Origin of the sequence: Ruegeria sp. ANG-S4 (assembly GCF_000814005.1) — a bacterium.
Taxonomy (GTDB): domain Bacteria; phylum Pseudomonadota; class Alphaproteobacteria; order Rhodobacterales; family Rhodobacteraceae; genus Ruegeria.
In genome coordinates this window covers 42144-65702 of sequence record NZ_JWLK01000002.1, presented here as the reverse complement: position 1 = coordinate 65702, position 23559 = coordinate 42144, and the positions used below count along the sequence as shown (strand labels likewise).

Annotated in this window: 20 protein-coding genes; 8 read left to right on the top strand and 12 right to left on the bottom strand. The window is 57.3% G+C overall.

From position 1 onward, the window contains the following. Positions 1-4: 4 nt before the first annotated feature. From RA28_RS22195 to RA28_RS07890, 4 genes are all read right to left on the bottom strand, one after another. A complete protein-coding gene (locus RA28_RS22195; RefSeq protein WP_052261364.1) occupies positions 5-883 on the bottom strand; it encodes a phosphatase PAP2 family protein in 879 nt (292 codons plus the stop codon). Between the two features lie 447 nt (positions 884-1330). Beyond that, positions 1331-1657, bottom strand: coding sequence for a hypothetical protein (locus RA28_RS07900; protein WP_152612041.1), 327 nt, complete (start codon positions 1655-1657; stop codon positions 1331-1333). A 97-nt stretch (positions 1658-1754) separates the two neighbouring features. Then, complete coding sequence (locus tag RA28_RS07895; protein WP_039526410.1) at positions 1755-2039, bottom strand: hypothetical protein; 285 nt, start codon at positions 2037-2039, stop codon at positions 1755-1757. 129 nt (positions 2040-2168) lie between these two features. Continuing rightward, complete coding sequence (locus RA28_RS07890; protein ID WP_039526407.1) at positions 2169-4703, bottom strand: VWA domain-containing protein; 2535 nt, start codon at positions 4701-4703, stop codon at positions 2169-2171. Positions 4704-4883: 180 nt separating this feature from the next. Here RA28_RS07890 and RA28_RS07885 point away from each other — a divergent pair, with 180 nt between their 5' ends. Beyond that, on the top strand, positions 4884-5858 hold the full coding sequence (locus RA28_RS07885) for a LysR family transcriptional regulator (RefSeq protein WP_039526404.1): 975 nt from the start codon (positions 4884-4886) through the stop codon (positions 5856-5858). Between the two features lie 19 nt (positions 5859-5877). On the opposite strand, the gene RA28_RS07880 is transcribed toward RA28_RS07885, so the two are convergent. After that, the gene (locus RA28_RS07880; protein WP_039526401.1) at positions 5878-7401 is read right to left on the bottom strand and encodes a trimethylamine methyltransferase family protein; all 1524 of its coding nucleotides are present in this window, start codon (positions 7399-7401) and stop codon (positions 5878-5880) included. Positions 7402-7589: 188 nt separating this feature from the next. Between RA28_RS07880 and RA28_RS07875 the strand changes: the two genes are divergently transcribed. Continuing rightward, entirely contained in the window at positions 7590-10025 is a 2436-nt protein-coding gene (locus RA28_RS07875) for a GcvT family protein (RefSeq protein WP_039526398.1), read from the top strand. Positions 10026-10349: 324 nt separating this feature from the next. Beyond that, complete coding sequence (locus tag RA28_RS07870) at positions 10350-10946, top strand: 4'-phosphopantetheinyl transferase family protein (protein WP_193747371.1); 597 nt, start codon at positions 10350-10352, stop codon at positions 10944-10946. A gap of 117 nt (positions 10947-11063) precedes the next feature. Here the strand turns inward: RA28_RS07870 and RA28_RS07865 are convergent, their stop codons facing one another. The 5 genes from RA28_RS07865 to RA28_RS07845 all read right to left on the bottom strand — a co-directional run bounded on the left by RA28_RS07865 (position 11064) and on the right by RA28_RS07845 (position 15491). Next, positions 11064-11771: an RES family NAD+ phosphorylase gene (locus RA28_RS07865; protein ID WP_206539619.1), complete on the bottom strand. Its 708-nt coding sequence runs from the start codon at positions 11769-11771 to the stop codon at positions 11064-11066. Further along, positions 11768-12184: an antitoxin Xre-like helix-turn-helix domain-containing protein gene (locus RA28_RS07860; RefSeq protein WP_052261362.1), complete on the bottom strand. Its 417-nt coding sequence runs from the start codon at positions 12182-12184 to the stop codon at positions 11768-11770. The genes RA28_RS07865 and RA28_RS07860 overlap by 4 nt, the downstream gene beginning before the upstream one ends. A 66-nt stretch (positions 12185-12250) precedes the next feature. Continuing rightward, the gene (locus RA28_RS07855) at positions 12251-13681 is read right to left on the bottom strand and encodes an NAD-dependent succinate-semialdehyde dehydrogenase (protein WP_039526395.1); all 1431 of its coding nucleotides are present in this window, start codon (positions 13679-13681) and stop codon (positions 12251-12253) included. 83 nt (positions 13682-13764) lie between these two features. Further along, positions 13765-14721 carry a LysR substrate-binding domain-containing protein gene (locus tag RA28_RS07850; protein ID WP_052261361.1) on the bottom strand — a complete coding sequence of 319 codons (957 nt, stop codon included), beginning with the start codon at positions 14719-14721 and terminating at the stop codon, positions 13765-13767. Continuing rightward, complete coding sequence (locus RA28_RS07845) at positions 14718-15491, bottom strand: aspartate dehydrogenase (RefSeq protein ID WP_039526392.1); 774 nt, start codon at positions 15489-15491, stop codon at positions 14718-14720. The genes RA28_RS07850 and RA28_RS07845 overlap by 4 nt, the downstream gene beginning before the upstream one ends. A gap of 148 nt (positions 15492-15639) precedes the next feature. Between RA28_RS07845 and RA28_RS07840 the strand changes: the two genes are divergently transcribed. The 5 genes from RA28_RS07840 (at position 15640) to RA28_RS07820 (ending at position 20083) form a co-directional block, all read left to right on the top strand. Next, a complete protein-coding gene (locus tag RA28_RS07840) occupies positions 15640-16593 on the top strand; it encodes a dihydrodipicolinate synthase family protein (protein ID WP_039527650.1) in 954 nt (317 codons plus the stop codon). A 96-nt stretch (positions 16594-16689) separates the two neighbouring features. Beyond that, entirely contained in the window at positions 16690-17232 is a 543-nt protein-coding gene (locus tag RA28_RS07835; protein WP_039527647.1) for a 3-hydroxyanthranilate 3,4-dioxygenase, read from the top strand. Positions 17233-17259: 27 nt separating this feature from the next. Next, positions 17260-18234, top strand: coding sequence for a TRAP transporter substrate-binding protein (locus RA28_RS07830; protein ID WP_039526389.1), 975 nt, complete (start codon positions 17260-17262; stop codon positions 18232-18234). A gap of 65 nt (positions 18235-18299) precedes the next feature. Then, complete coding sequence (locus RA28_RS07825) at positions 18300-18824, top strand: TRAP transporter small permease (RefSeq protein WP_039526386.1); 525 nt, start codon at positions 18300-18302, stop codon at positions 18822-18824. Beyond that, positions 18821-20083 carry a TRAP transporter large permease gene (locus RA28_RS07820; protein ID WP_039526382.1) on the top strand — a complete coding sequence of 421 codons (1263 nt, stop codon included), beginning with the start codon at positions 18821-18823 and terminating at the stop codon, positions 20081-20083. The genes RA28_RS07825 and RA28_RS07820 overlap by 4 nt, the downstream gene beginning before the upstream one ends. On the opposite strand, the gene RA28_RS07815 is transcribed toward RA28_RS07820, so the two are convergent. Beyond that, a complete protein-coding gene (locus RA28_RS07815) occupies positions 20080-21090 on the bottom strand; it encodes an NAD(P)/FAD-dependent oxidoreductase (RefSeq protein ID WP_193747370.1) in 1011 nt (336 codons plus the stop codon). The genes RA28_RS07820 and RA28_RS07815 overlap by 4 nt on opposite strands. Continuing rightward, complete coding sequence (locus RA28_RS07810) at positions 21087-23453, bottom strand: hypothetical protein (protein WP_052261360.1); 2367 nt, start codon at positions 23451-23453, stop codon at positions 21087-21089. The genes RA28_RS07815 and RA28_RS07810 overlap by 4 nt, the downstream gene beginning before the upstream one ends. Positions 23454-23559 lie beyond the last annotated feature (106 nt).

Here is a 23559-nt window from a genome sequence, read left to right as displayed (position 1 = left end):
GGCTTCACTCCTGACCCGTGGGAAAGCCAAGCTCGGTCCGCGAAAGCTCCATTGCGGCACCCAGAACACCACCGGGATTGGTGAATGCGGGCGCATTGGGTTGTGCGTGGGCCTCACCAACTTGCCTTTCTGGTTGAGCCAAAAGCCCCGCCTGACCCGCCTCGGACCAGACCGGTATCCGTGTTTCGTCCAGTACGGGATTGGGAACACCCAGCCGATCCGCGAAAATTTTCGCAAGGTACGTCGCCAGCCGCCTGCCCATGTAACCATCATGTTCATAATGCACACCGGCCACGATCCGATTTTCTTCGATCCGGGCCGCGATCATTCGCAGTTCCTGTGACGCGCAGCTGAAAATCATCGACTCCATCGCAAAGGCCATTGCCCAGGACTCGGTCGCGTGACCGCTTGGAGTGGCCCCATGAGCCGGGGTCCGGATGATCGGGGAAATTCCCGCCGACCAATCCGCCGGGCGCGGAACATTCAGCTTGTACTTGGCCTGAACGACGACTTTGCCCGCAGACGCCAACACCGCGTCCAGCAGTGCCATCGTAAACGGGTGGGTGTCCCGGGTCATCGGGTAGGCCAGCGCCAGAAAGCTCAGAATGTCCGTCTGTTGTTCGATGATTTCGCCAATGCGTTCAGCCCGTAGCCAGCGGCGGCTTATGATCGCATCCAGGTCCGAAGCGACAAGCTTCGGACGCGTCAGGGCATCAGAACCGAGGTCCTTGCCATCTTCCTGTGGCATCACGCCATCCGCTGCAGGCCTTGCATCATCAATGCCCAGCCCGCGCGACAGGGCCGCGGTCAACAGGATATGGCGGTGCATCGGTTGCAGCCGCCGCAGGCTTTCCTTGTCCGGGTCCGATGCTGTGGCCGACATGTCACCGGGGCGGTCAACCGGAAGGGTTTGACCAACCGAGTTGAGTGCATGAGACAAATGAGATGAACTGGCTCCGCCAGCGTGGTTCAGGGACGGAACCGATTGGGATTGTTGTGACTGCTGGGACTGTTGGGATTGTTGCGACTGCTGGGATTGCTGCGACTGTTGAGACTGAGCAAATGGCATGGGATCCTCCGTTAAGCCAGGTTCGAGGAAAGAATGTTCTGTTTGAAGGAGTTTTGCTGGTGCTCAACAAGCCGATACGCGGTGTCTTGCAAAGGTATGGCGCTGACTGACATGTAAAACTCGTTACTGATTAATAGACACTTGGTGTTGTGGTGATCCGGGTCCTTGGTGTTCCATAGACTGCCCGGGAATTGCCCGGCAAACAACAGCTTTGGGCAAATCGCAGGATATCACCGGGACCGGTTTTGGAATACATACGTCTCAATGCGTCTCACGCACATCCAGATCCAGCAGGACCGAGCTTTGCCATAAGATCAGCACCTTGTCGTATTGTCCCTGCTCGGCCGGAGCTTCAAACCGGACACGCTGATACTCATCCTTTGCATTTCCGGCACCACCCGAGTTTCGGATGGTCAGATCAAGTTCCAAGGTGGACGGCGGTGTGCGCGGGTCCATGTTGACGCACAGATGCGGACGCTCTGTGTCGCTGGGCATTTCACCTTCCCCGCTGACAATCAGCTTGGATTGCCCGGGGGATTCCAGATTGATCCAACTGACGAAGGACCGGAGTTTTGGAGGGTTGAACATCGTCTTCTCCTTATCAAACTTTCGGCGCAGCGCGGCAGGGTTCGAAAGCGCTTTGCATTTCAGGGGATATGCCGGGGTCAACGGTCATCTGTTGCACTCATGGCAGCGTGACCAACCAGCCGCGATCGCGGTAGTTTTGCACCACCGCGTTCAAAAGCTGATCGACACTTGCCGACGGGGGAACTTTGGCAGAGGTCAGGAACAAACCATCAGACCGGTAACGCGGCAGGTTGTTGACGTCCCTCAGAAAGGCATCCAGATCCACTGCGTCTTTGCCGATATGTGTTTCCACCTTGTGATTGTCGGCCACCCTCTTTCCGCTGGCCTGTTCAAGATGATCAAACAACGCGGCCTTGATCGCATTGTAACTTTGGCTGCCCATCGCAGACTCCCTTTGTCCAAGCCAAATTCTGCTTGGACCTGGGTATCAAGCCAGCGTGATTTTTGCGTGATTGGTAGGAATGGAGCCGAAAACTGCCGCCGTCGTCATGGTGACAGATTTGCCCATAACCTATTCAACCTTGATGACTTTTCGAGAAAGCACCTTCTGGTTGGTAAGGTCCAGCAGACGGATTTCGTAAATACCCGGTTCGTCCGGCAAGGACAGTTCCACTGGCGCGTCGCCTTCGATCTTTTCCGCTGCAATCCAGGTAAAAATTGCCTGCTCGCCACGGGCCAGCGTAATGCGCTGGTCGGCACCGTCGCTGTCGGTGTTCCAACCCACCGAAATACGCGCACCCGGCGCGGCGGTATCCGGCGCATCAAGCGTCGCACCTGTGTCCAGAGCCGCGTCGGCACCGAGCACTTCGACCGGTTGCCTGGCCATCACCCTGTTGCCTTCGCGCAGTTGATAGCGCAACTCGTAAAGGCCGGTCTCGGCTGGCGCGTTGAGGTCGACCTCGCTGTTGTTTCTGACCTGAATGTAAGAGCCGAACTCACCGTCTTTGGTTCCCATTGGAACCAGATTGATATAGTCGCTGGTGCTGACAGTGCCGGTCCACGATACGCGGAGTTTGTCGCCCGCGCGCACTTCAAGCGGCGCCCGGATCGTCACTTCGGGCTCAACTACCTCGACCACATTGGATGCGATTGTTCTAGACCCCTCGCGAAGCACATAGCGGATTTCGTAAAGACCGGGCTGAGACGGCGCTTGAATATCGGCCTGACCAGCGTTGCGAACGGTAATATAGTTGCCAAATGTGCCTTCGTCGGCCCCAACAGGAACAATGTTCACATAATCCTGAGCGCTGACTGCGCCCGTCCATGACACCTCAAACTTACTGCCTGCCAAGACTTTGTCAGGTGCCGTCATGGTAACTTCGGGCGTCGTCACCTCTATCGGTGCAGACGCCAATGTCTTTGCCCCTTCGCGCAAAATGTATCGCAATTCGTAAAGACCGGGATCAGCAGGAGCGACCAGCGTGGTCGAGCTGCCATCTCGCACGACGGCATAATTCCCGTAAACGCCTTCTTCCGATCCCGCAGGAACGATCGCGACATAATCCTGAACATGCACGCCACCTGTCCAGGACACATCAAATTTTGCCCCCGTTATCACCTGGTCCGGCCCTGATACAGTCACTGTTGGTGCCGTAACCTCGATCGTTTCGGCGGCCAATGTCCGGTTGCCTTCACGCAAGACGTAACGCACTTCGTACATTCCGGGTTGCGCCGGCGCTTTCAACGTGCCTTGGGTCTTGTCGCGCACGGTGATGTAGTTGCCGAATTTCCCCTCATCAGTGCCCACAGGAACGATGTTTATATAGTCCTGCTCACTCACGGCTGCCGACCACCCCACGTCAAACGCAGCGCCGGTAGAGGCCGTTTGGGGGACCTGCAAAACGACGTTTGCAGCACCGACTTCAATCTGACGGGACGCAACAGTCCGCTTGTCAACGTTCAGAATGTAACGCACCTCGTACAATCCCGGATCGGCAGGGGCGACAAGCATAGCCTCATTCTTGTTGCCGACCGTTTGATAGTTGCCAAACGTTCCCGGATCGGACCCAGCCGGAACGATCGCCACATAATCCCTTTGATTGATCGTGGGCGTCCAGGAAAGCGCAAATTTTGCCCCCGTCGCCGCGGTGTCTTCGGTCGTCAACTCGACCATGGGCTTCGTCACTTCGAGGTTGTCCAGACCCAGGACTTCCTTGCTTTGATTGTGAAGATACTGGATTTCATACAGCCCTTCGCCGCCGGGAACAGGTATTTTGATCTCGGTCGCGTCACCGATGCGTACATAGGTCCCAAACGTACCGGGGTCGGTACCGACTGGGACAACATTGATATAGTCGGCTTCTGCGATCGTTGGGGTCCAGGTAACCTGAATATTCGAGCCCCCGACAGCGGTATCCGGACCCTCGACAGTCACTTGTTGCGGGATAGGTTGGGGTGGCTCTACGGGTTCAGGCTGTGCCACCGCCGAAGCAACGGTACTGAACGCGGCGCCCAGTTCTTCCGCGCTGCTGGCGGTTATGTACTCTCCACCGGTGTTCTCGGCGATACATGCCAGAGAGCTCGCGTCTTCATCCGCGCCCAGCCCAAAGCCAACCACATGCGCGGTAAATCCGACGCCCCCTTTTTCCAATGCTTGCGCCAGAGCACACGGATCGCGCTCGCAACTTTCCAACCCATCCGAAATCAGAACGACGGTCGCGGGTTGATCCACGTAGGACAACGCCTCGGCAGCGGCCTCAACTGCGTCCGTCAATGGTGTTTTCCCCGTCGGCGTGATCCCGTTTATCTGGTCCAGAATCGCTTGCCGCGACCCTTGGCCCGGTGGCACCAAAAGTTCGATGTCGCCGCAATCCCCGCGCCTGCGATGGCCATAGGCCATAAGCCCGACATTGCGCGTTTCAGCCCAGTCGCCCAGCAGGTTTTCCATGACACCGCGTGCAATCTCGACCTTGGCGGTGCCATCAATCTGACCCCACATCGAGTTTGACCCGTCAAACACGACCATCACGTTTTCATCTGCTGCACTCTCTGAGGCAGCCAGAATTGCGGTGGTCAGCGCGAAGCTGCAAAAATACTTGCGGCGCATGAAACACTCCTGAAACTCATTTGATCAATAGAGAGAATAAAACCATACAAATGGTGACCAGCCAATATGCTTGCCGCCGCACAGTGGCACCTGGTCAAGCGGAATTGGTTGCGATCATTTCAGAGATATTGCAATTCTTCTTCCTAGAAAATCGGATTAATAAACGAGGAGAGCCGCTGGATGTCGCGCGCTTCAGCCCCTAAGGACCTCAGCCTTAAGTGGCTGGAACTGTTTCAAATCTGCGCCCACAACGGCTCGCTTCAGGCAGCGTCCGAGGAAACCGGGCTGACGATCAGCACCGTGTCACATCACCTTCGAAATCTCGAAGATCACCTTGGGGTCGAATTGTTCAATCACGCCCGCAGGCCGATGGTGCTGACCCCGAAGGGTCGCGTCTTTTTGCGAAATATCGATGATGCGTTGTACGCCATTCGAAAAGCAAAGGCCGAAGCGTCCGCCGGAACCATTGCGGATGCCAGCTATCTCAGGGTGGGCAGCATCGAGGATTTTGACAGTGACATCATCCCAGAACTGGCCGTCTTTCTGTCCAGGAATATGCCGTCCTGCGATTTCATGTATCACACGGATTCCAGCCATGCGATTTTGGAGATGTTGCGCAACCGGCATCTGGATCTTGCGATTACGACAACTCCTGAATCTCCGACGCGTGACCTTGTCGACCGGCCTTTGCTTCGGGACCCCTTCGTCATCGTTCTGCCTGACATGAACGAACAATCCCTTTCGGATGTCGTAGAGGGGCGCAGCAAATTACCGTTCCTCCGCTTCTCCAGTTCGCTGATTATCGCGCGGCAGATCGAGTCGCAGATGCGGCGATTGGGCCTGACGTCGCCGTCCAATTTCGAATGCAGCAACAACCAGACTCTGATGGCAATGGTCGCCGCAGGTGCCGGGTGGACCATTACAACCCCGCTTTTGTTTGCACGGGCCAAACGGTTTCAGTCAAAGCTGCGCATGCATCGCTTTCCCGGCAAGAGTTTTGCGCGCACTCTGGCCATCGTTGCGACGCCTGACTGTTCCAGATCACTGCTGGATTTGGTTGACAGCAAAATGCGCACCCTGATCAAAGATCACGCCTTCGCCACGCAGCATCAATCTTATCCATGGCTGTCCGAGAGTTTTCGGCTTGTGAACTGAAACTGACGGCGGTTGTTGTTTAAGGGCAAAGGATATTGAAACGGGATCGTATCTGGGTTTCCTGTTCAGGTGTCAGGTAAACCGGGTTGTGATCGCGCAAGACCTCGCGAACACGGTCCCGCGCTCGCGACCAGGCGTCCTGCGCACCATTCTCGGCCCATGTGCGCGGCTCGTCCCGGTCTGCAAGAGTCGGATAGAAATAGTCCCGCTCCATCGCCGAATACGTGTGCTGTCCGCCCAGAAAATGCCCCTCGCCCAGCACGGCGTCACAAATCGCCTGAAACCCGAGGTTTTCGTCCGTCACCTCTATGCCGCGCAATGTACGATAGGTGTTGGAGTGCATTTCGTCATCCAGAACAAAAGCCTCGAAACTGGCGCCAAGCAACGACGCGGTCATGCCCGAGCTTTCATAGATCAGGTTGCCGCCCGCCAGTGCCGCAGCCAGCGAGGTGATGCCTTTTTCCATTCCATATTGCGCGTCAATCGCCTTGGCATCTGTCATGGAACTGGCCACGCCCGAAGGCAGACCAAGCCAGTTGGACATTTGCGCCGAAGCCGCGTTCAAAACGACCGTTTCGCCGCTTCCGCCGGAAAACGCGCCAGTGCGCAAATCAATCACCAGCGGCCAATTGGAAAACACCATCGGAAAGCCCGGCTGAATGGCGTGCACCATCAAAAGGCTTGCAAGCGTTTCGGCCAGTGACTGAGCCAGAAAACCGGCCAGTGTCGCGGGTGCTGTTGCCCCCGCCTGCGCCGCGGTTATGCAGGAAATCGGGATATTGTGCCTGATACACTCGTACACAACGTCTACAGCATCCTCGCCGTAACGCATGGGCGAAATCATCGGGCTGATATGGGCCTTCAGAAAGGGGCGCTTCGCAAACGCGCCAGTGCCGCCAGCCGCAATGTCCAACATCTCGACAATCGGTGCCACATGCTTGGCGAGCGTGAACGACGTGGCCGTTGGCTTGGTCGTGTTCTTTAGCAGCGCGAAAGCGGTGTTGACGTCCAAGTCACAGGTATCCACCACATCTGTCGCGACGCAACAGCGCGTGAACCAACTGACATTGGCTAATGTGTCCTGAAGCCGGGTGAAGTCGTGCAAATCCTGCAAGGTTGACGGGCGGTATAGTCCGGTTTCCAGATCAAGCGTCTGAACCGCCGCCCCCCCGGTACCAAAATAGACTTTGTTCCCTCCAACCTCGATCGAGCGTTCATCGTCTCGGCCATGCAGAACAAAGGTCTTGGCGGCTTGGTCAATGGCCTCTTCCACCAGCGCGGGCGGGAACAGAACGCGGCCTTTGCCATTGTCTGTCGCTCCGATTGCCAGAAGATCGGCGCGCAGCCTGTCGGGGACGTCTCCGATCCCCAGTTTTTCAAGCAGGTCCAACGCAGTATCATAGATGCGTCGTAGATCGGATTGGCTCAGCGGTCGGTACGTGCCGCCAATCTGTCCCGGTGGGCACGGGTCCAAGGCGGGTTTTGCGGCCCGCTGCGCCAATCGTCCCTTGCGACCGCCTCTCTTCGTTCTCTGTCCTGCCATGTCTGCCTAATGGGGGTTTCGGTGTGGCCGTAAATCAAGTGCCTTGCTTCGAGTCGCGCAATCACTCTGCCGGTTGAACAAAGATTTTCGAATTTTTACTTCGATTTTCTCTGAAAGAATGACTCCCACTTGCGAAACCAAGCATTCTGCGGGCCTATCCCCCGGAAAAATCTCGGAAGGGCGCTATCATGAAATCCCGCACCAAAGTGGTCGTAATCGGCGGCGGTATTGCTGGTTGCTCGACCCTATACCACTTGACCCAGGAAGGCTGGAGCGACGTGGTCTTGGTCGAGCGCAACGAGTTGACCAGCGGAACGACGTGGCACTCGGCCGCGCAGGTGACGAATTTCGGAATGAACCAGACGATGGTGGGGCTGAAAACCCATTCGATCAATCTTTACAAAGCGCTCTCTGAAAACCCGGAATATCCGATCAACTACCACCATGCCGACGGCGGTATTCGTCTGGCCAACACGGAAGAGCAGATGCAGGGTTATCGACATTTTGCTTCGATGGCGCGTGGAATGGGTGTGGATTTCGAAGTCATCGACGCCGAAGAATGCGCCCGGCGACACCCATTGATTTCAACGACCAATTTGCTTGGTGGATTGTGGGATCCGTTGGACGGCGACATCGACCCGGCCCAGCTTTGTCAGGCCTTGGCCTATCACGCCCGCAAAGCCGGGGCCGAAGTCTATCGCAATACTCCGGTCACGGCACTGACCCAACACACGGATGACACCTGGACGGTTCACACCGAACAGGGAGATATCGATTGCGATATAGTCGTGAATGCTTGCGGATATCGCGTCAACGAAGTGGGCGCGATGATGGGTGTGCACCATCCCGTCGCCTCGATGGAACACCAGTACTTTCTGACCGAGGACATCCCGGGTATTGCCGAGGCCGGGCACAGAATGCCGCTGCTGCGGTGCCCGATCAGCGATTACTACAGTCGCCAGGAAAAAGGCGGGTTGCTGGTTGGGTTCTACGAACAGGATTGCAAGACATGGGGCATGGACGGCATTGACCCAAACTTTGTCAATGCGCTGTGCCCGGACGATCTGGACCGGGTCATGGACGTGCTGGCAGGTGCCTTTGAACGCATGCCCGCGCTGGAAGAAACCGGCATCCGGTCGATCGTGAACGGCCCGATTACATACACGATAGATGGCGCGCCATTGGTTGGTCCGATTCCGGGCAAACGCAATGCGTTCTGTATCATCGGCCTCAGGGCCGGACTTGGCGAAGGCGGAGGCCACGGCTGGCTTCTGGCGCAACAAATCGTTCATGGCGAAGCGTGCTATGATACCTGGTGTCTGGACCCGCGCCGTTTTACCGGGCACACAAATGTCGAACTGACCTCGCTCAAAGCGATCGAGGACTATCAGAATGAGTTCCGGTTCCATTTCCCACACGAACACCGCCCCGCCGGGCGCCCGGCCAAAACCACACCGCTTACCCCGGTTCTCGCGGCGGAAGGCGCGGAATTCACCGTCGTCAACGGGTGGGAGAGGATGGACTACATAAAGCCTTCGCCCGACTTCCATCCATCGCTCAGCTTCAATTTTGACGAGGCGTTCGACATCATCTCGGCTGACGTCAGGAATGTTCAGCAGAATGTGGGCCTGTGCGAAGTCAACGGGTTCAATCGGTTTGAAGTCACCGGCTCGGACCGTCACAGTTTCCTTGACCGGATGTTCTGTGGAACCGTCACAAAGCGCGAAGGACGGGTCGGACTGGGGTATTTGCTGAACCATCACGGCATGGTCAAGTGCGAGGCGACGGTGGCCAACCTGCCCGCATCGGACCGCGGCCCCGAACGGGTTTGGTATGGGTCGGCCGCAGCCAGCGAGTTTCACGACATGGATTGGCTGACGCAACATATCCTTGCCAGCGAAGACGTTCAGATACGCTCTCTCACCAATGACCAGACGATTTTGGTTCTGGCAGGTCCGAAGTCGAGAGATGTTCTGTCGGCCTGCGCGCGCGGCGATTGGTCAAATGAGGCCTTCCCTTGGTTGTCGGTCCGCGAGTGTTTCATCGGGTTCGCACCGGCGACGGTCATGGGCGTCAGTTTCTCTGGCGAGCTGGCCTACGAAATCCACGTGCCCAACGCTTCGCTTTATGCCGCCTATCTCGCCCTTCGGAATGCGGGTGACGCATACGGCCTAAAGCTGTTCGGAGCTCGCGCCGTTGAATCGATGCGCCTAGAGAAAGGCTTCCTTCATTGGAAAGCCGACATTCTGACGGAATTCGACCCTTATGAAACCGGTCTGGACCGCTTCGCCAAAACGGACAAAGACGACTTTGTCGGAAAAGAAGCGCTGCTGAAGCGTCAAGCCGAGGGTAAGCGACGACAACTGGTGTCGTTGAAGATCGACGCTTCGCATGCGCCCGCCCATGGCGGTGCGTCGTTGATGCAAGGTGACAAGGTGATCGGAACCGTGACATCGGGGGACTGGGGCCACAGGGTCGGGATGAACCTCGCCTACGCATTTGTCGATCCGAACTCGGCAACGGTTGGAAGCAAGATGCACGTGGACATGTATGGCGATTTAATCGATGCCGAAGTCATTGCGCCGTCGCCCTATGACCCCGAGCACAGCCTGATGCGCAGCTAGTCGGACTTAAAGGCGGAATGCACCAAAGCAGTTCCTGCACTTTTGATTTGTTCCGTCCATACGTTTCGACCAAGGTTCAAACGGCCGGATCCTAGTTGAAAGGGTCAAAAATTATCCGATCGCACAAGAAACGGCATTGACGGCGCGCGCCGGACGAGAGATGCCCTCAAGACCATGCTGCCTGTTGAACAGATACTCCGCACTTGCCAGACACGCTCAAATGAGTTTCTGCACCAACTGCAAATCCTGGAGACGAGCGACGCTTCTGTGGTTTCCTTGATTGGCAGATATGAAACAGGGCGCTTCCATGAAGACCTGTTTTCCGTGCTGGGTGTTCACCAACCGGAACGATTGGCTAAGGCAGTCGTAAAAAGACGCGCTGAGTTTCTGGCCGGCAGAAGTCTGGCACAAGCCGCATTGACCGTGCTTGGCAAGGTGCCCGAACCTGTGTCGATTGGTCCGAACCGCGAACCTGTCTGGCCCAAAGGAATTGTAGGCTCGATCACGCACTCAAAAGGGCGCTGCGTGGTATGCCTTTCGGATCGCATCGAGCTTTTGATTGGTCTCGACATCGAAAACGTTGCGGGTGGCCCGGCATTGGACTCGATTTTCCACGTCGCACTCTCGTCTGACGAGGCAGATCTGATCCGACAGCAAAGCGTAATGCCTCAGGAAACACTGGCCACGCTTGTGTTCTCCGCCAAAGAAACACTGTTTAAGGCGCTGTTTCCTGCCGTTGGGCGTTTCTTTGGCTTTGACTACGCGGAACTGAAGTCCGCCCCGAGTGATACGACGCTGAAACTGGGCCTGACAAAGTCCCTGACACCTGAGCTAAGCAAGGGTCATTGCTTCGATATCGGGTTTTCGGTGAATGGCGGAGCTGTCCTGACCCGACTGGTTCTGCCTGACCCTCGCCGCTAGATCTGCTCTGGCTCTTTACCTGCGCTCAAGGTGCTGCAAATTCGTGACAATTCACACTGTTCGCTGTCCGAAGGCGACCCGGTTCGATTCGACGCCAAAACACCGGTCTTGGTCAATTCAATTGAACCTTGCGAGGGTTGGGGCCCTCTCACCCGCCCACTCAATAGTCCAACCGTCACCTTGTCGGACGTTTTGAACCAGATGGGGACGCAGTGCGACCAGGCATTGCCCACCCGCAAGACGAGCGGACGGGTATAGCAGACCGTTCCCACCTGTTTCGAAGACATCCCGGGCCAGAGTCTGACCTGCGGGATAGGCAATTGATGGATCCGGGTGCAAAACCGCGCTGTCGACGCTGCCGCGAAGGTCGTGCAGCCGCGTGGTGAAACCGGCCAACAGTTCCCGATATGCGGTTTTGTTGTGGTAGACCCTTGTCGCGTCCAACTCACGCGTGAGATGCCAGATGACCTCTGCCTGCGCCGCAGCAACTGCAGTCTCTCCGTGGCAGGCATACCAGGCACCACGCTCCGCCCCGTTGAAACGATTGCCCGTTGTTCGTGTGTAACAAAAAGCTGCGTTGATATACGTCCATCCGTACCCGGCAGCTTCGGTCAGAAGTTCCGACGGGTTCAATCCACCCGGAATCGGCAGGCTGACTGATCGGCGCGCTGACGTAAGGCCCTCGACCTCTTCAAGTATCGCGAGTTCGCCCTCGTCGTCGGCCAGCGGCGCCATCGCAGGTTCGTCGATGTAAGCAGTCGAGATCAGGCGCACCGTGGTCGGATCCGTAAACTCGACTTCGTCGAGGTCCGATGCGCGGATCACACCCCGCCCCGCAGAGCGTCGATATGTTGCCGAACCTTCATCATGGCCGGAATACCACCGTCACACATGACCTGAACCGGGGTTCTGCCATAAAACCCCGGCCCCGAATTTGCTGCCTTGGGCCAACCATAGGTCAGCGGGCCATTGAAGAGCAACCGCAATCCTTTGAAAAGGCCGATCAACAGACTTGCCCTTGTGACTTTGTCCTGATCAAGAACACCCTTATAGGTTCCGGCTTTCATCCGACTCCAGGTCGCGCTTGGCACGTCGAACAAGGCTGCTGCTTCGGTGTTTGACAATCCCCAAGCCTCAGCCGCGCGCACAACGGCCTTAACAATTGCGGCGATCTTGTCCGCTTCCGCAACGGGATGAACTACACCTTGTTCCGTCGCGATTTGACCTGACTGCAACATCTTGCCTCTCCATATGATGCATATCATATCATCATATGATAATTAAATGTCAAGTCCGACCAGAGCTTAGTTGATGTGAACCGAATGCCATACATTCTTAACTGTCATATAGTTTTCCAACCCTTCGGTGCCCCCTTCGCGGCCATAGCCGCTGGATTTCACACCCCCGAATGGCGTTTCCGGCATTGATGCCTCAAGCGTATTGATGGATAGATTGCCGACCTCGACTTCGTCCACCAAACGGTCGATATAGTCAGCGCGATTTGTAAATGCATATCCGGCAAGTCCATAAGGCACCGAATTCGCACCGGCGATGGCCTCGTCCAGTGACGCCACCGGGTTGATAACGGCGACCGGGCCAAACGGCTCTTCCTGCATAATCCGTGCCGTATCCGGCACATTCAAAAGAACTGTGGGATGGAAAAAGTAACCTGTTTCTCCCGAACGCGAACCGCCGGTTGCCAGCGTCGCGCCTTTGGCGACTGCGTCTTCGACCAGCGCGGTCAGCATGGGCACACGACGGGCGTTGGCGGTTGGACCCATTTCAACGTCCGGCTCCATCCCATTGCCAACAGCGGTTGCGCGCGCGCGGTCGACAAACCTGGCGGCGTAGTCGTCAAAGGCGCTCTGGTGGACAAAAAACCGCGTTGGCGAGGTACAGACCTGCCCAGCGTTGCGCATCTTTCGAATGGCCCCTGAAACCGCTGCGGCTTGAATATTGGTGTCTTCGCAAACGATGACGGGTGCATGGCCCCCCAGTTCCATCAATACACGGGTGTCATGCTGCGCGGCAAGCGTGGTCAGATGCCGCCCGACAGTTGTTGACCCGGTAAAAGCCACAAGGCGCACAGAAGGGGCCGGGATCAGATGCCCTGAAATCTCGGACGGCGTACCAAACACAAGGTTCAACACCCCTGCAGGCAAGCCCGCATCATCGAAAGCCCGCGCGATGTGCACGGCCCCTGCCGGTGTCTCCTCTGCCGCTTTCAGAATAACGGAACAGCCCGAGGCCAACGCACCTGCGATTTTGCGGGCCGGTTGGCTCATCGGAAAGTTCCAGGGCGAGAACGCCGCGACCACGCCGACGGGTTGGTGATGAACCGTGAACTTGTGACCATGCGCCGCCGGGATGACGCGCCCATAAGTTCGCATCGCTTCGCCCGCATCCCACTCAAAGAACTCGGCGCCCCGGATGATTTCAAGCCGGGCCTGCGCAAGCGGCTTTCCATGCTCCAGCGTGATCGAGCGCGCTATGTCTTCTTGTCTTTCACGCATCAATGCGGCTGCCCGCAAGATGATGTCGGCGCGTGCGCGGGGGGCCGTTCGGCTCCAAACCCGAAAACCGTTCTCTGCCGCCTCCAGCGCGTCATCCAGATCGCCGGCGGTCGCGCAGGGAAGTCTGCCAATTTCCTGTTCGGTTGCCGGATTGACCACAGGCAAATCGGTACCGGTCGCGCGCCATTGCCCGCCGATGAAAAGCTTCAACTCTGGATACATGTCAGCGACACCTTCGGTTTTCCTTCCAACTCAGATCAGGTATCCGCTGCAATCGCTTCAAGGGAATTGGCGGAATACTGGTATCAATTTGGCGAATACCTGGCCTCTGCCGCGCGATGCAGCGCAACTTTGAAGGCGCGACCCGCGGGCGACAAATCATCATCGGCACGCAACGAAATCCCGATTGGGCCCTTGCCGAATGGAACAGTCCAATCCAGCGGAGACAAGTGACCGTTCCGGATGTCCTGCGAAACAACCTCGTCCGGCATAAGCCCGATCAAATCGCGCGTTTGAAGCAATGCCCGATTGGCCAGATAAGACACACTTTCAATCGTCACCGGCGGCACGTATTGCTGCTGCCCGACGAAGAAATGGTCTGCCTGTCTGCGCAACGTCGTTTCGAGCGGCGGCAGAATCCAGCCAAAGGGTTTGGTTTGTGCAAATGAAAGGTCAGGCAAATCCGCCAAAGGATGCTGATTGCCGACAACCGCGACAATGCGATCCTCGAACAGTTTTTCCTGCCGGATCTTGTCCCGATGGCGATGCGACGGAAGTCGACCGACGACCATGTCGATCTCGCCGGACAGCAAGCCGGGCATCAAAACTTCATTCGTACCTTCGGTGATCTTGACCGCCACGTTCGGACGATCGGCCAGCAAAACCTCGATGGCTGCTGGCAACAGGCTGGTCGAAGCAGCAAGAAGCGTGCCAACCACAACGCGGCCTGAGTTACCTTCGTTCAGGTCATCCAGTTCCTGAGCGGCATTCGAGACCTGTGTAAAAATCAACTTGCCGTGCCGGATCAGTGTTTCGCCAAAAATCGTGGGTACAACGCCACGATTGGTGCGATTGAACAGCTTGACCTCAAAGTCCAGTTCAAGGTCCTGAATCATTTTTGAGGCCGCAGGTTGCGATATACCAAGCTCGCGCGCGGCGTTCTGGATGTTCCCGTGTGAGCCCACGGCGACCAACAGCCGCAATTGACGCAGTTTCAACCGGGTCAAAGCCCGATCGACGATCCGAGAGTGCCGCCCGATCACAGCGACACCCGCGCTGCGATCTGATCCAGTTTGGCAAGAATGCTCATTGCCGCCAAGGCAGATGACCGAGGATTGTCCGGAAGCGCATTGCCGCTGATCTGAAAGCGGAACGTCCCGAAGTCTCCCGACGCCTCGACCTCGTGAACATTCTGCTCGGTGGCAGGGTCTGCGATCAGACGAACGCGTGTATCGTCAAACCCCAGCCCAGCCAATGCAACGGCAGCGGATACGTTCGCATTTTTCGGATACGACAGCGCGGCCTCGCGCGCAGTTCCTTCAAAATGCGTTTCTGGCCCGCCAGTCATGTTGTCGAGGTTCAGCTTATGCTCAGCCGGGGAGCCTTTCCATCCGACCGGAGGCTTCCGGCTCGTGTAAGTCACCGAGGCCAGTTTTCCAGCCCGCGCCGCCGAAAGGCAATCCAACGCACCAATAGCGCCACTGGCAAGAAACAGCTTTGAATGTCCCGTCTTTGCGGCGTTTTCCAGCGCGTCCGCCGTCTTTGGGTTCGCGAGCGCGCCGATTGAAACGGTAATCATGTCGATCCCACGCGTCAGGATTTCCGGTCCGTGCGCGGCCAATGCCTGATGCCCGGCACAGTCAATGACAATATCGGTATCATCGGGAACGTCAGCCGCCGAAGCGACCTCGGGCACCCCGGCAGAACCGGTGCCTGTCCTGACGATCACGGCACCCAGATGATGCCCACGTGCGGAAAGTCCGGACATGACGTACCGCGCGATTGCGCCTTTGCCGATCATCGCAAGTTTCATGGCTGCAAAGCTAAGCCAGGACATCGCAAAACTGAATTGGAAAGAGCTTGGTATCGGTTTTTTTGATATCCACTTGTCGGGTTTCGCCTTGGACAGACGGCCCGCGATAAGCTCTTGTGCCCCTACCCTTTCGAAAGGCCGCCAACCGATGAATTATACCAAAACGGAAGCCAAAGCATATGCCCAAGCGCATATGACCGGCATTTGGGCAGCGGCCCTGAACCCCTTCAATGACGACCTGTCGCTCAATGAAGACGGTCTGCGCTCCAACATCCGTCATTGGATCGACGATCTGGGTATTCAGGGATTGTTCATTGCCGGGAAGCAGGGCGAATTCTGGTCGATGTCGCTTGCAGAACGCAAACGCAACATGACAATCGCGGTCGACGAATGCGCGGGCAAAGCCGGTACAATCATGTCGATCTCGGATCAGAACATGGACACCGCGTTGGAACTTGGCCGCCACGCGCAGGACTGTGGCGCGGATTATGTCGTGGTCCATGCCCCGATGCTCTGCTTTTGTCAGGACCGGGGCGAACTTCTTTACCAATACTACAAGCGCTTCTGCGACGAACTGGATATAGGCATCGCAATGTGGAGCCACCCGGACAGCGGGTATCTCATGCAACCCGAGGAATGCGCGCGTATCGCGGACCTGCCGAACATCGTCGCAATCAAATACTCGGTCCCGCGCGAAATGTACGTCAGGCTGACGCATATGGTAGGCGACAAAATCCATGTCTCGACTTCGGCCGAACATGACTGGCTGGACAACATCCTTGAACTGGATTGGAAACTCTACCTTTGCTCCTCTCCTCCATACCAGTTGCAGACAACCCGCGACCAGCGGATGAATGAATATACGCAACTGGCTTTTGCGGGAAAGGCCGACGCGGCGCGGCGTGTTTTCGACAGCCTGAACCCGGTGCGCGATGCGATGAAACGAACAAAGCCTCCTGGCAAGCCGACCGCTTTTGGAAAGTACTGGCAAGACCTGTTGGGCCAGACAGGGGGGCGCGTGCGTGCCCCAATGCTGGAGTTGAACCAAGCTGAAAAGGACATTATTCGCAAAGCTTTTGATGAATGCGGTCTGAAACTCTGAGCGGTGTGATATAAATTATTCGGATACCTACATGCGGACAATTTCTTTGCCGTTATGGGCAATGTCGCCAACAGTTTTCCGAAAGGGGAGATGATTATGTCGAAGCTAAGTGCCTTTAACTTCAAAGCCTGGATTGACGACCATCGCCACCTGCTGAAACCCCCGGTCGGCAACAAAATGGTATTCGAGGATGCCGATCTGATGGTGACTGTGGTTGGCGGGCCGAACAAACGCACTGACTATCACGATGATCCAGTAGAAGAATTCTTCTACCAGCTTGAGGGCGACATGCTGCTCAAGCTGTTTGACGGGAAAGAATTCTACGACGTCCCCATCCGGGAAGGCGAGATTCTTCTGCTTCCCGCGCATGTCCGCCATTCACCACAGCGCCCGCAGGAAGGTTCGGTCGGTCTTGTCATCGAACCCAAGCGCCATGAAGGTCAATTGGATGCCATCGAATGGTATTGCTTCGAATGCGGCACGCGCGTGCACCGGGCCGAGATGCAGCTGAAGTCCATCGTTGACGACTTGCCACCAGTGTACGAAAAATTCTATGCCTCGGAAAAAGACCGAACCTGCCCGAACTGCAATGCCGTTCATCCGGGGAAAGAGCCACCCGAAGGTTGGGTTCAACTGTAGGCAACCAAAAAAACAACAGGGAATGTCATGAAACACTTGAACAAATTCTTCGCGACTGCTGCCGTTCTGGCAGTGTCCGCTGTTGCCGCCAATGCCGAGGATTTCCGGCTGGGCCTGATCACACCACCGCCACATATTTGGACCAAGGCAGCCGAAGCCTTTGGGGCTGAGCTGAACGAAGCCAGTGGCGGCGCGCATAGCGTATCGGTGTTCCCTGCACGCCAGTTGGGCAACGAGGCCGAGATGCTGCAGCAATTGCAGACCGGCGCTTTGGATATGGCCTTCATGACCGTGGCCGAAGTTTCGAACCGCGCGCCTGAATTGGGCGCGTTTTATGCACCCTATCTTGCCGATGACATCGGTCACGCGGGTCGCATCCTCAGGTCAGACACCGCCAAGGAAATGCTGGAACCGTTGCCGGGTCAGGTTGGCGTTGTGGGCGTTGGATACGGGATGGCAGGGCTGCGCCAGATCGTGAGCCGGGGCGAGGTCTCCTCGGCAGATGATCTGTCCGGCTTGAAACTTCGGATCACACCGTTCACGCCAATTCTGGATTTCTACAACGCGGTCGGTGCCGCTCCGACACCGATGCCGTTGCCTGCGGTATACGACGCACTGGCGAACGGTCAGGTTGATGCCATCGACATGGATGCGGAACTGATCTGGGTTCTGAAATACTATGATCACGCCGACACCATCGTGCAGTCCGATCATATGATGTTCCCAATGGTTGGGCTTGTGTCAGCCAAAGTCTGGGCCGGTTTGTCCGAGGAAGACCGTGCAATGATCGGTGACCTCATGGCCAAACATGTGGACAGCACCATCGACAGCTATGTCGCGAACGAAGCCGGTTGGCTGGAACAGATCGAAGGCACCGGCAAGTCCTATGTGAAGGTGGATGCGTCATTCTTCGGCGATGCAATCGACGAATGGAACACCATCTGGTCGGAAAAAACCTCGTCGCTTGACGCCCTGCGCGAAACTGCGGCAGAAACCAAATAAAGACTGTATAGGGGTCAGACATGGCGCGGGCCCGGTGCTCGCGCCATTTGTCTTGGGGATAGGTCATGTTGTACCGGATATCGGTGTTCTGGGCCCGCATAGAATTGTGGGCGGCTGGCTTGCTGGCGCTGGTGGTCACGGTGCTGATCCTTTTGAATGTCGTGACACGCACCGCCGGAAACGCGCTGTTCTGGGTGGACGAGTTGGCGATCTATGCCATGGTCTGGATGACGTTCCTGGGCGCATCTGCGGCCTTGCACCACCGAAGCGCCGTTTCCATTACCGTGCTTAGGGATGCCGTTTCAGCGCCTGCGAAACAGGTAATCGACAAATGTGTGGACGTCATCGTTTTCGCTTTTGCCGTGGCCATGTTGTGGTATTGCTGGCGCTGGTTTCTGCCGCTGGACATCGCGCAATCCGGCTTTGACACGGCTGTTTTTCAGGGCCAGACCTTCAACTTTATCTACGCCGAACCGACACTGACATTGGGCATGCCGAAATACGTTTTCTGGCTGGTCATGTGGCTCTTTGCGCTTGGCGCTACGCTTCATTCCGCGATGCACCTGTTCGGCAAAAGGCCCACCGCATGAGCCCTTTTGTTTTTCTTGCAACGCTGTTCCTGTCCGTTCCGGTCGCAATCGTCCTGTGCGTGACCGCGATCTGGTACATCTGGGAAAGCGGAAATACGATCCTCTACGACAGTTTCGCCCAAAAGATGTTCGGCGGACTTGAGAATTATGGTCTGCTGGCCATCCCGCTTTTTATGCTGACCGGCGAACTGATGAACGAGGGCGGGATGACCCGCAGATTGATCGCGCTTGCCCGGGTCTTCGTCGGCGGATTTCGGGGTGGGTTGGCCTATATCAACCTTTTGGCCAACATGTTCATGGCCGCCATCATCGGGTCTGCGACGGCCCAGATCGCCGTGATGTCGCGCGCCATCGTCCCTGCGATGGAGGATGAGGGTTATGAAAGAGGTTTTGCAACCGCGACGACGGCCGCAGGAGGATTGCTGGCACCGGTAATTCCACCTTCAATGATGTTCGTCATCTTCGGGGTTCTGGCCCAAATTCCGATTGGTGAGATGTTCATCGCGGGAATTCTGCCCGGCCTGATCCTTGCCGCCAGTTTTGCCTTGGTAATCGCGTTGATCGGTTGGACCCAACAGTTTCCGAAAGGGGAATGGATGACGCCCGGACAGGCGCTGCGCGCGCTGGCGGCGGCAACCCCTGCCCTGCTGATCCCCGTCGCCATTATCGGGGGCATTCTGTTTGGTATCGCCACCCCCACCGAGTCTGCTGCCGTCGCGTCTTTTGTCGCCTTTGTTGTCGGCTGGTTGGTCTATGGCGACCTTGATCCCCGACATCTGGGGCAAATGTTCATTCGAACAGCCGCAAATGCTTCGATGATCCTGTTCATGATCGCAGCGGCAAGCGTTTTCGGCTGGGTGATCATTTACGAGGAATTGCCTCAGAAACTGGCGGCCTTGATCACGACCCTGACGGCCAATCCGTTCCTGTTTTTGCTGATCGTGAATGCGGCGCTGCTTTTGGTGGGAATGGTGATCGACGGTATTGCCGCGATCATTCTGATCACACCCATTCTGTTGCCGATCGCGACGGGATCGTATGACATCAGCCCGTATCAATTCGGTGTCGTTGTTTGCCTGAACCTTGTGCTTGGTCTGTTGACTCCCCCAGTTGGCATCGGCCTTTACATCGCCTCATCCATGAGCGGCGCAACACCCGGTTCGATACTCAGATCACTCTGGCCCTTTTTGATCGCGGTCGCGCTGGTGCTTGTTCTGCTCAGCTATGCCCCGGTTCTGTCAACCTACCTGATCGGCTAGACCGCGTCAGGCCGAGGACGCTGGCCAACAATTGGCCAAACTCCCTGCTTCAGAACCAGAGGGGCCAGTTCGCGGCAATCCTGCACCACCCAATCCCGGAACCAGCGGGAATAAAAGGTGCGTGCCTTGTCCGCGCCGATACTTCGTTGAAGAACCGCGTGAATCAGATGCACCGCCATCATTGCGGACATGGCCGCGCGAAGCATTCCTTTGCCCGCGGCTGGGTCCAGACGCCCACCCGCATCCCCAATTCGGAAAACCCGCTGATCGGCTGGGCATGCGCTGACCCGCCAGGTGCCATCGGCATAAGCCCAGGTGGCATCGTTCCGCGCCGTTTCAAACCCCCGTCTTTGACTAAGCTCAACTTCCGCGAAACGGCTCGGTGTCAATTGGGCCTGCCAGCGCCAGCCACCCGGTCTGAGCGTGATGCGGGGCCAATCCGCGCAAACCGCGCCATCGGCGACATAGCGATAGCGAACCGTCATCTGCGGGCCCAGAGATTGCATGCGACCAGAGACTTTTCGATGGCTCAGATTGGAAAAGCCAGTGGCGTCACAGCACCAGCTTGCGGAGATCGTTCTGGATGGCAAGCCGACAGAAACATGATCCTTCGCACAGTCGAGTGAGCGAACCGCTTCTCCGAACAGAAATTCCACGCCCAAGTCTTGAGCGTGTTCTACCATCACCTTGCTCAAGGAACGCCGGTCGATCTGATAGCCCGCCCACGGTGCGCCGACAGGTCCGCCAAATGCCAGGCGGGAACTATTTGGCCCCAAGACTTCAATTCCCAAAGGGCGCGAAGTTGCAAGGCGTTCGAGATCCGCGAGCAGGCCCAAACGGTCAAAAACCGGCCCGGCACCGGGGTGCAGAGTTTCGCCGGGCCGATCCGGCGGATTGGGTTCGCGTTCGACAACCGAAACGGTTAACCCTGCCTTTCGCGCGGCGATGGCTGCTGCCAACCCCGCCACTCCAGCTCCGATAACGACGATATCCGAATGCGTATTCAAACGCCGCCAACCGCTTTCCACGGGCCCTGATCTGCCGAGAATGCGATCCGACCAACCTCATCAATGATGAGCGTCACCCTTGCTTCGATCTGCTTTTGCCGGAACCAGCGTTCCGAATTCGCGGGGTCGCGAACCAAGGGTCGGCTTGCGCCTGTCTCCACCATCACGAACCGGTAAATCAAACCGGCAAAGTTGAGGCCAGTTGCGGCGGCGGCGGTCACATCAGGGTTATTGGGATCAACCGCCCGGAAGGACAGCATGCGATGGGTTCCAAGACCCTGCGCGCCGCCGCCCTCGACCGTGGCGTTCAGCATACGACGCACGGCCACGATACGTGCCTGATACTCTTCCTGATCGACTTTCATCGTTTCAGCCATCGAAAACCGGTTGTTCAAAGCCGTGTTGATGTAGTCCACATGGGCAAAATCATCGTCCTCTATATGCGGGCGCCCATTGACGATGACTTCGCGCGGGCCGGGAACGCCATCCCAGGGTGGTGCGTTCTCCAAACCCACTTCCTTGTCGGTCATCGGTGCGACAAGGCGCCAGCCCGTGTCAGGATGTTGCCCGTAGGACCGCGACGTATCCGGCGCGACTGACGGCCAGAATGCAGAAATCGCGGCACACAGCTTGGCATCTTCCGGAAACGGGCTTCCCAATCCATGTGCGGCAAGAAAACTGACGCTCTCGGCCATGTCGAAATCGATGCTGGTATCCCATCCTGGCGCATAAAGGCCCGCCGCGTTGTCCGGCAGGTAGGACGTGCGGTTCACCTGTGCAGACGATCCCATCGCACTGCCCCCCACCGATCCAGCCGCGCCGACAATGGCCGAAACCGTCACATCCTCAGGGACAAACGGCGCACCATGACGGCGCAGGTCCAGATTGGGCGCGGATCGCTGATCGCAGAGTGTAAGCGGCGGCACCCGCCAAATGCCCTGACCAAGCGACGACGGCAAATCGTTCATCCACCAATCCATCAAGGCGGACTGGCTGACATATGGATAAAAATCCGGGGCGGCCAGAACAGAGTAGGACGGGATCCGCCGACTGATCATCGAAGACAACCCCGAAACAACGGGCGCAATCCAGCCATCGCCCGTGAAATCGGAATAGTGCAACGCCTCGTATGGGCTTACGGTCCCGACTCGTCCCTCCTCGACGATCCGGGCGACATCTTTAAACTCATTCAGGGACTGAACTTCGTTATCGGCCTTCAGACGCGACCGCACATGCATCCACTCGGGTGCTTTGTGCGCATTGTTTGCCTGCGCCGGAATTGTGAAACTGCCCCACGCTGATCGGTCCGGAGGCACTTTGGTCCCGATCCGACTGCCATTCAGCGTCGTGGGTTCGATCAACCTTGGGCGCACGACCGGACTGACCACACCGGGGCCATGTTCATTTTCGGGCAACATCTCAGCCAACCCGGTCACGACGGTGAACGGCGGATCGTCGACTTCGGGAAATCCAAAACCAGAATCGAATGAGCTTCCGGTCAAGAGACCAGGACGAATGCCCATGTTGGACAAGTGCACGCGACGCAGCTTTTCGTTCACATGCCGCGTGTCAAAATCGACGGCCAGGAAGCGCCCCCGCAAACACTCATCGCCCGAAAACAGCTTGTGGACCGGCACCCAGAAATCGCGGTTCTGATCCAGCGCGTCGGATTGGGGCGGAACGCCGAATTGCTGCTGCGCGCGCAGGCTGCGATTGGCTCGGAACGGGCCGAAATCGTCAGGATCACCTCGGCGCTGTACAGCTATATAGACCGCATACCGGCACGGCATTGCGCGGAAAGTATGCGGGTCGTCCTGCGGCCCGCGCGGCAAATAGGATCGCGACGCGCCATCCCACAGCGCGTCTTCGGTGCCCACGCGCGCGACGCCGGTCCGCGCATAAACCATATCCGCATGGGCGCCATGAACGGTTCCGCTTGTCTGCCGGTATTCACGCGCAAAAACGCCAATCGCCAGATTTTCGCTGGGAAACTGTGCACGCACATCATCCAGTGCCCGCAACGTACTTGCATAAACATAGTTCTCGATGATTTCGAGATCCGCAGGCGTCGGAAACCCTTGCAGCGGTGCGCCACTCGGCGCGACCTGAACAGCCGGAGACGCCAAAGCGTGAAACAGCAGGCTCCGTGCGGGACGGCCCGGCTCAACAGGTCGGACGGCGGCGTTCGAGACTTCTTCAAACCCAGCCACACCTCGCAAAGCCGAAACGTTGGGTACCGGCGATGTCAGGGCCAGATCCAGATCCGCCGCGTCCGGATCAAGTCCCATCAAATCGAACAGCGGTGTCCAGCCGCTGCCGGCCAACCGCGTCAATACAGTTTTGAGATCGTCCAATATTGCCACGACGAAAACCCTCCAAAAAATTTAGAAAAATACACAACCAATATGCCAGAAAACGCCGATTTTGAGAATGGCGCGTGCAACCGATGGTCAGTCGGGTAGACTAGAA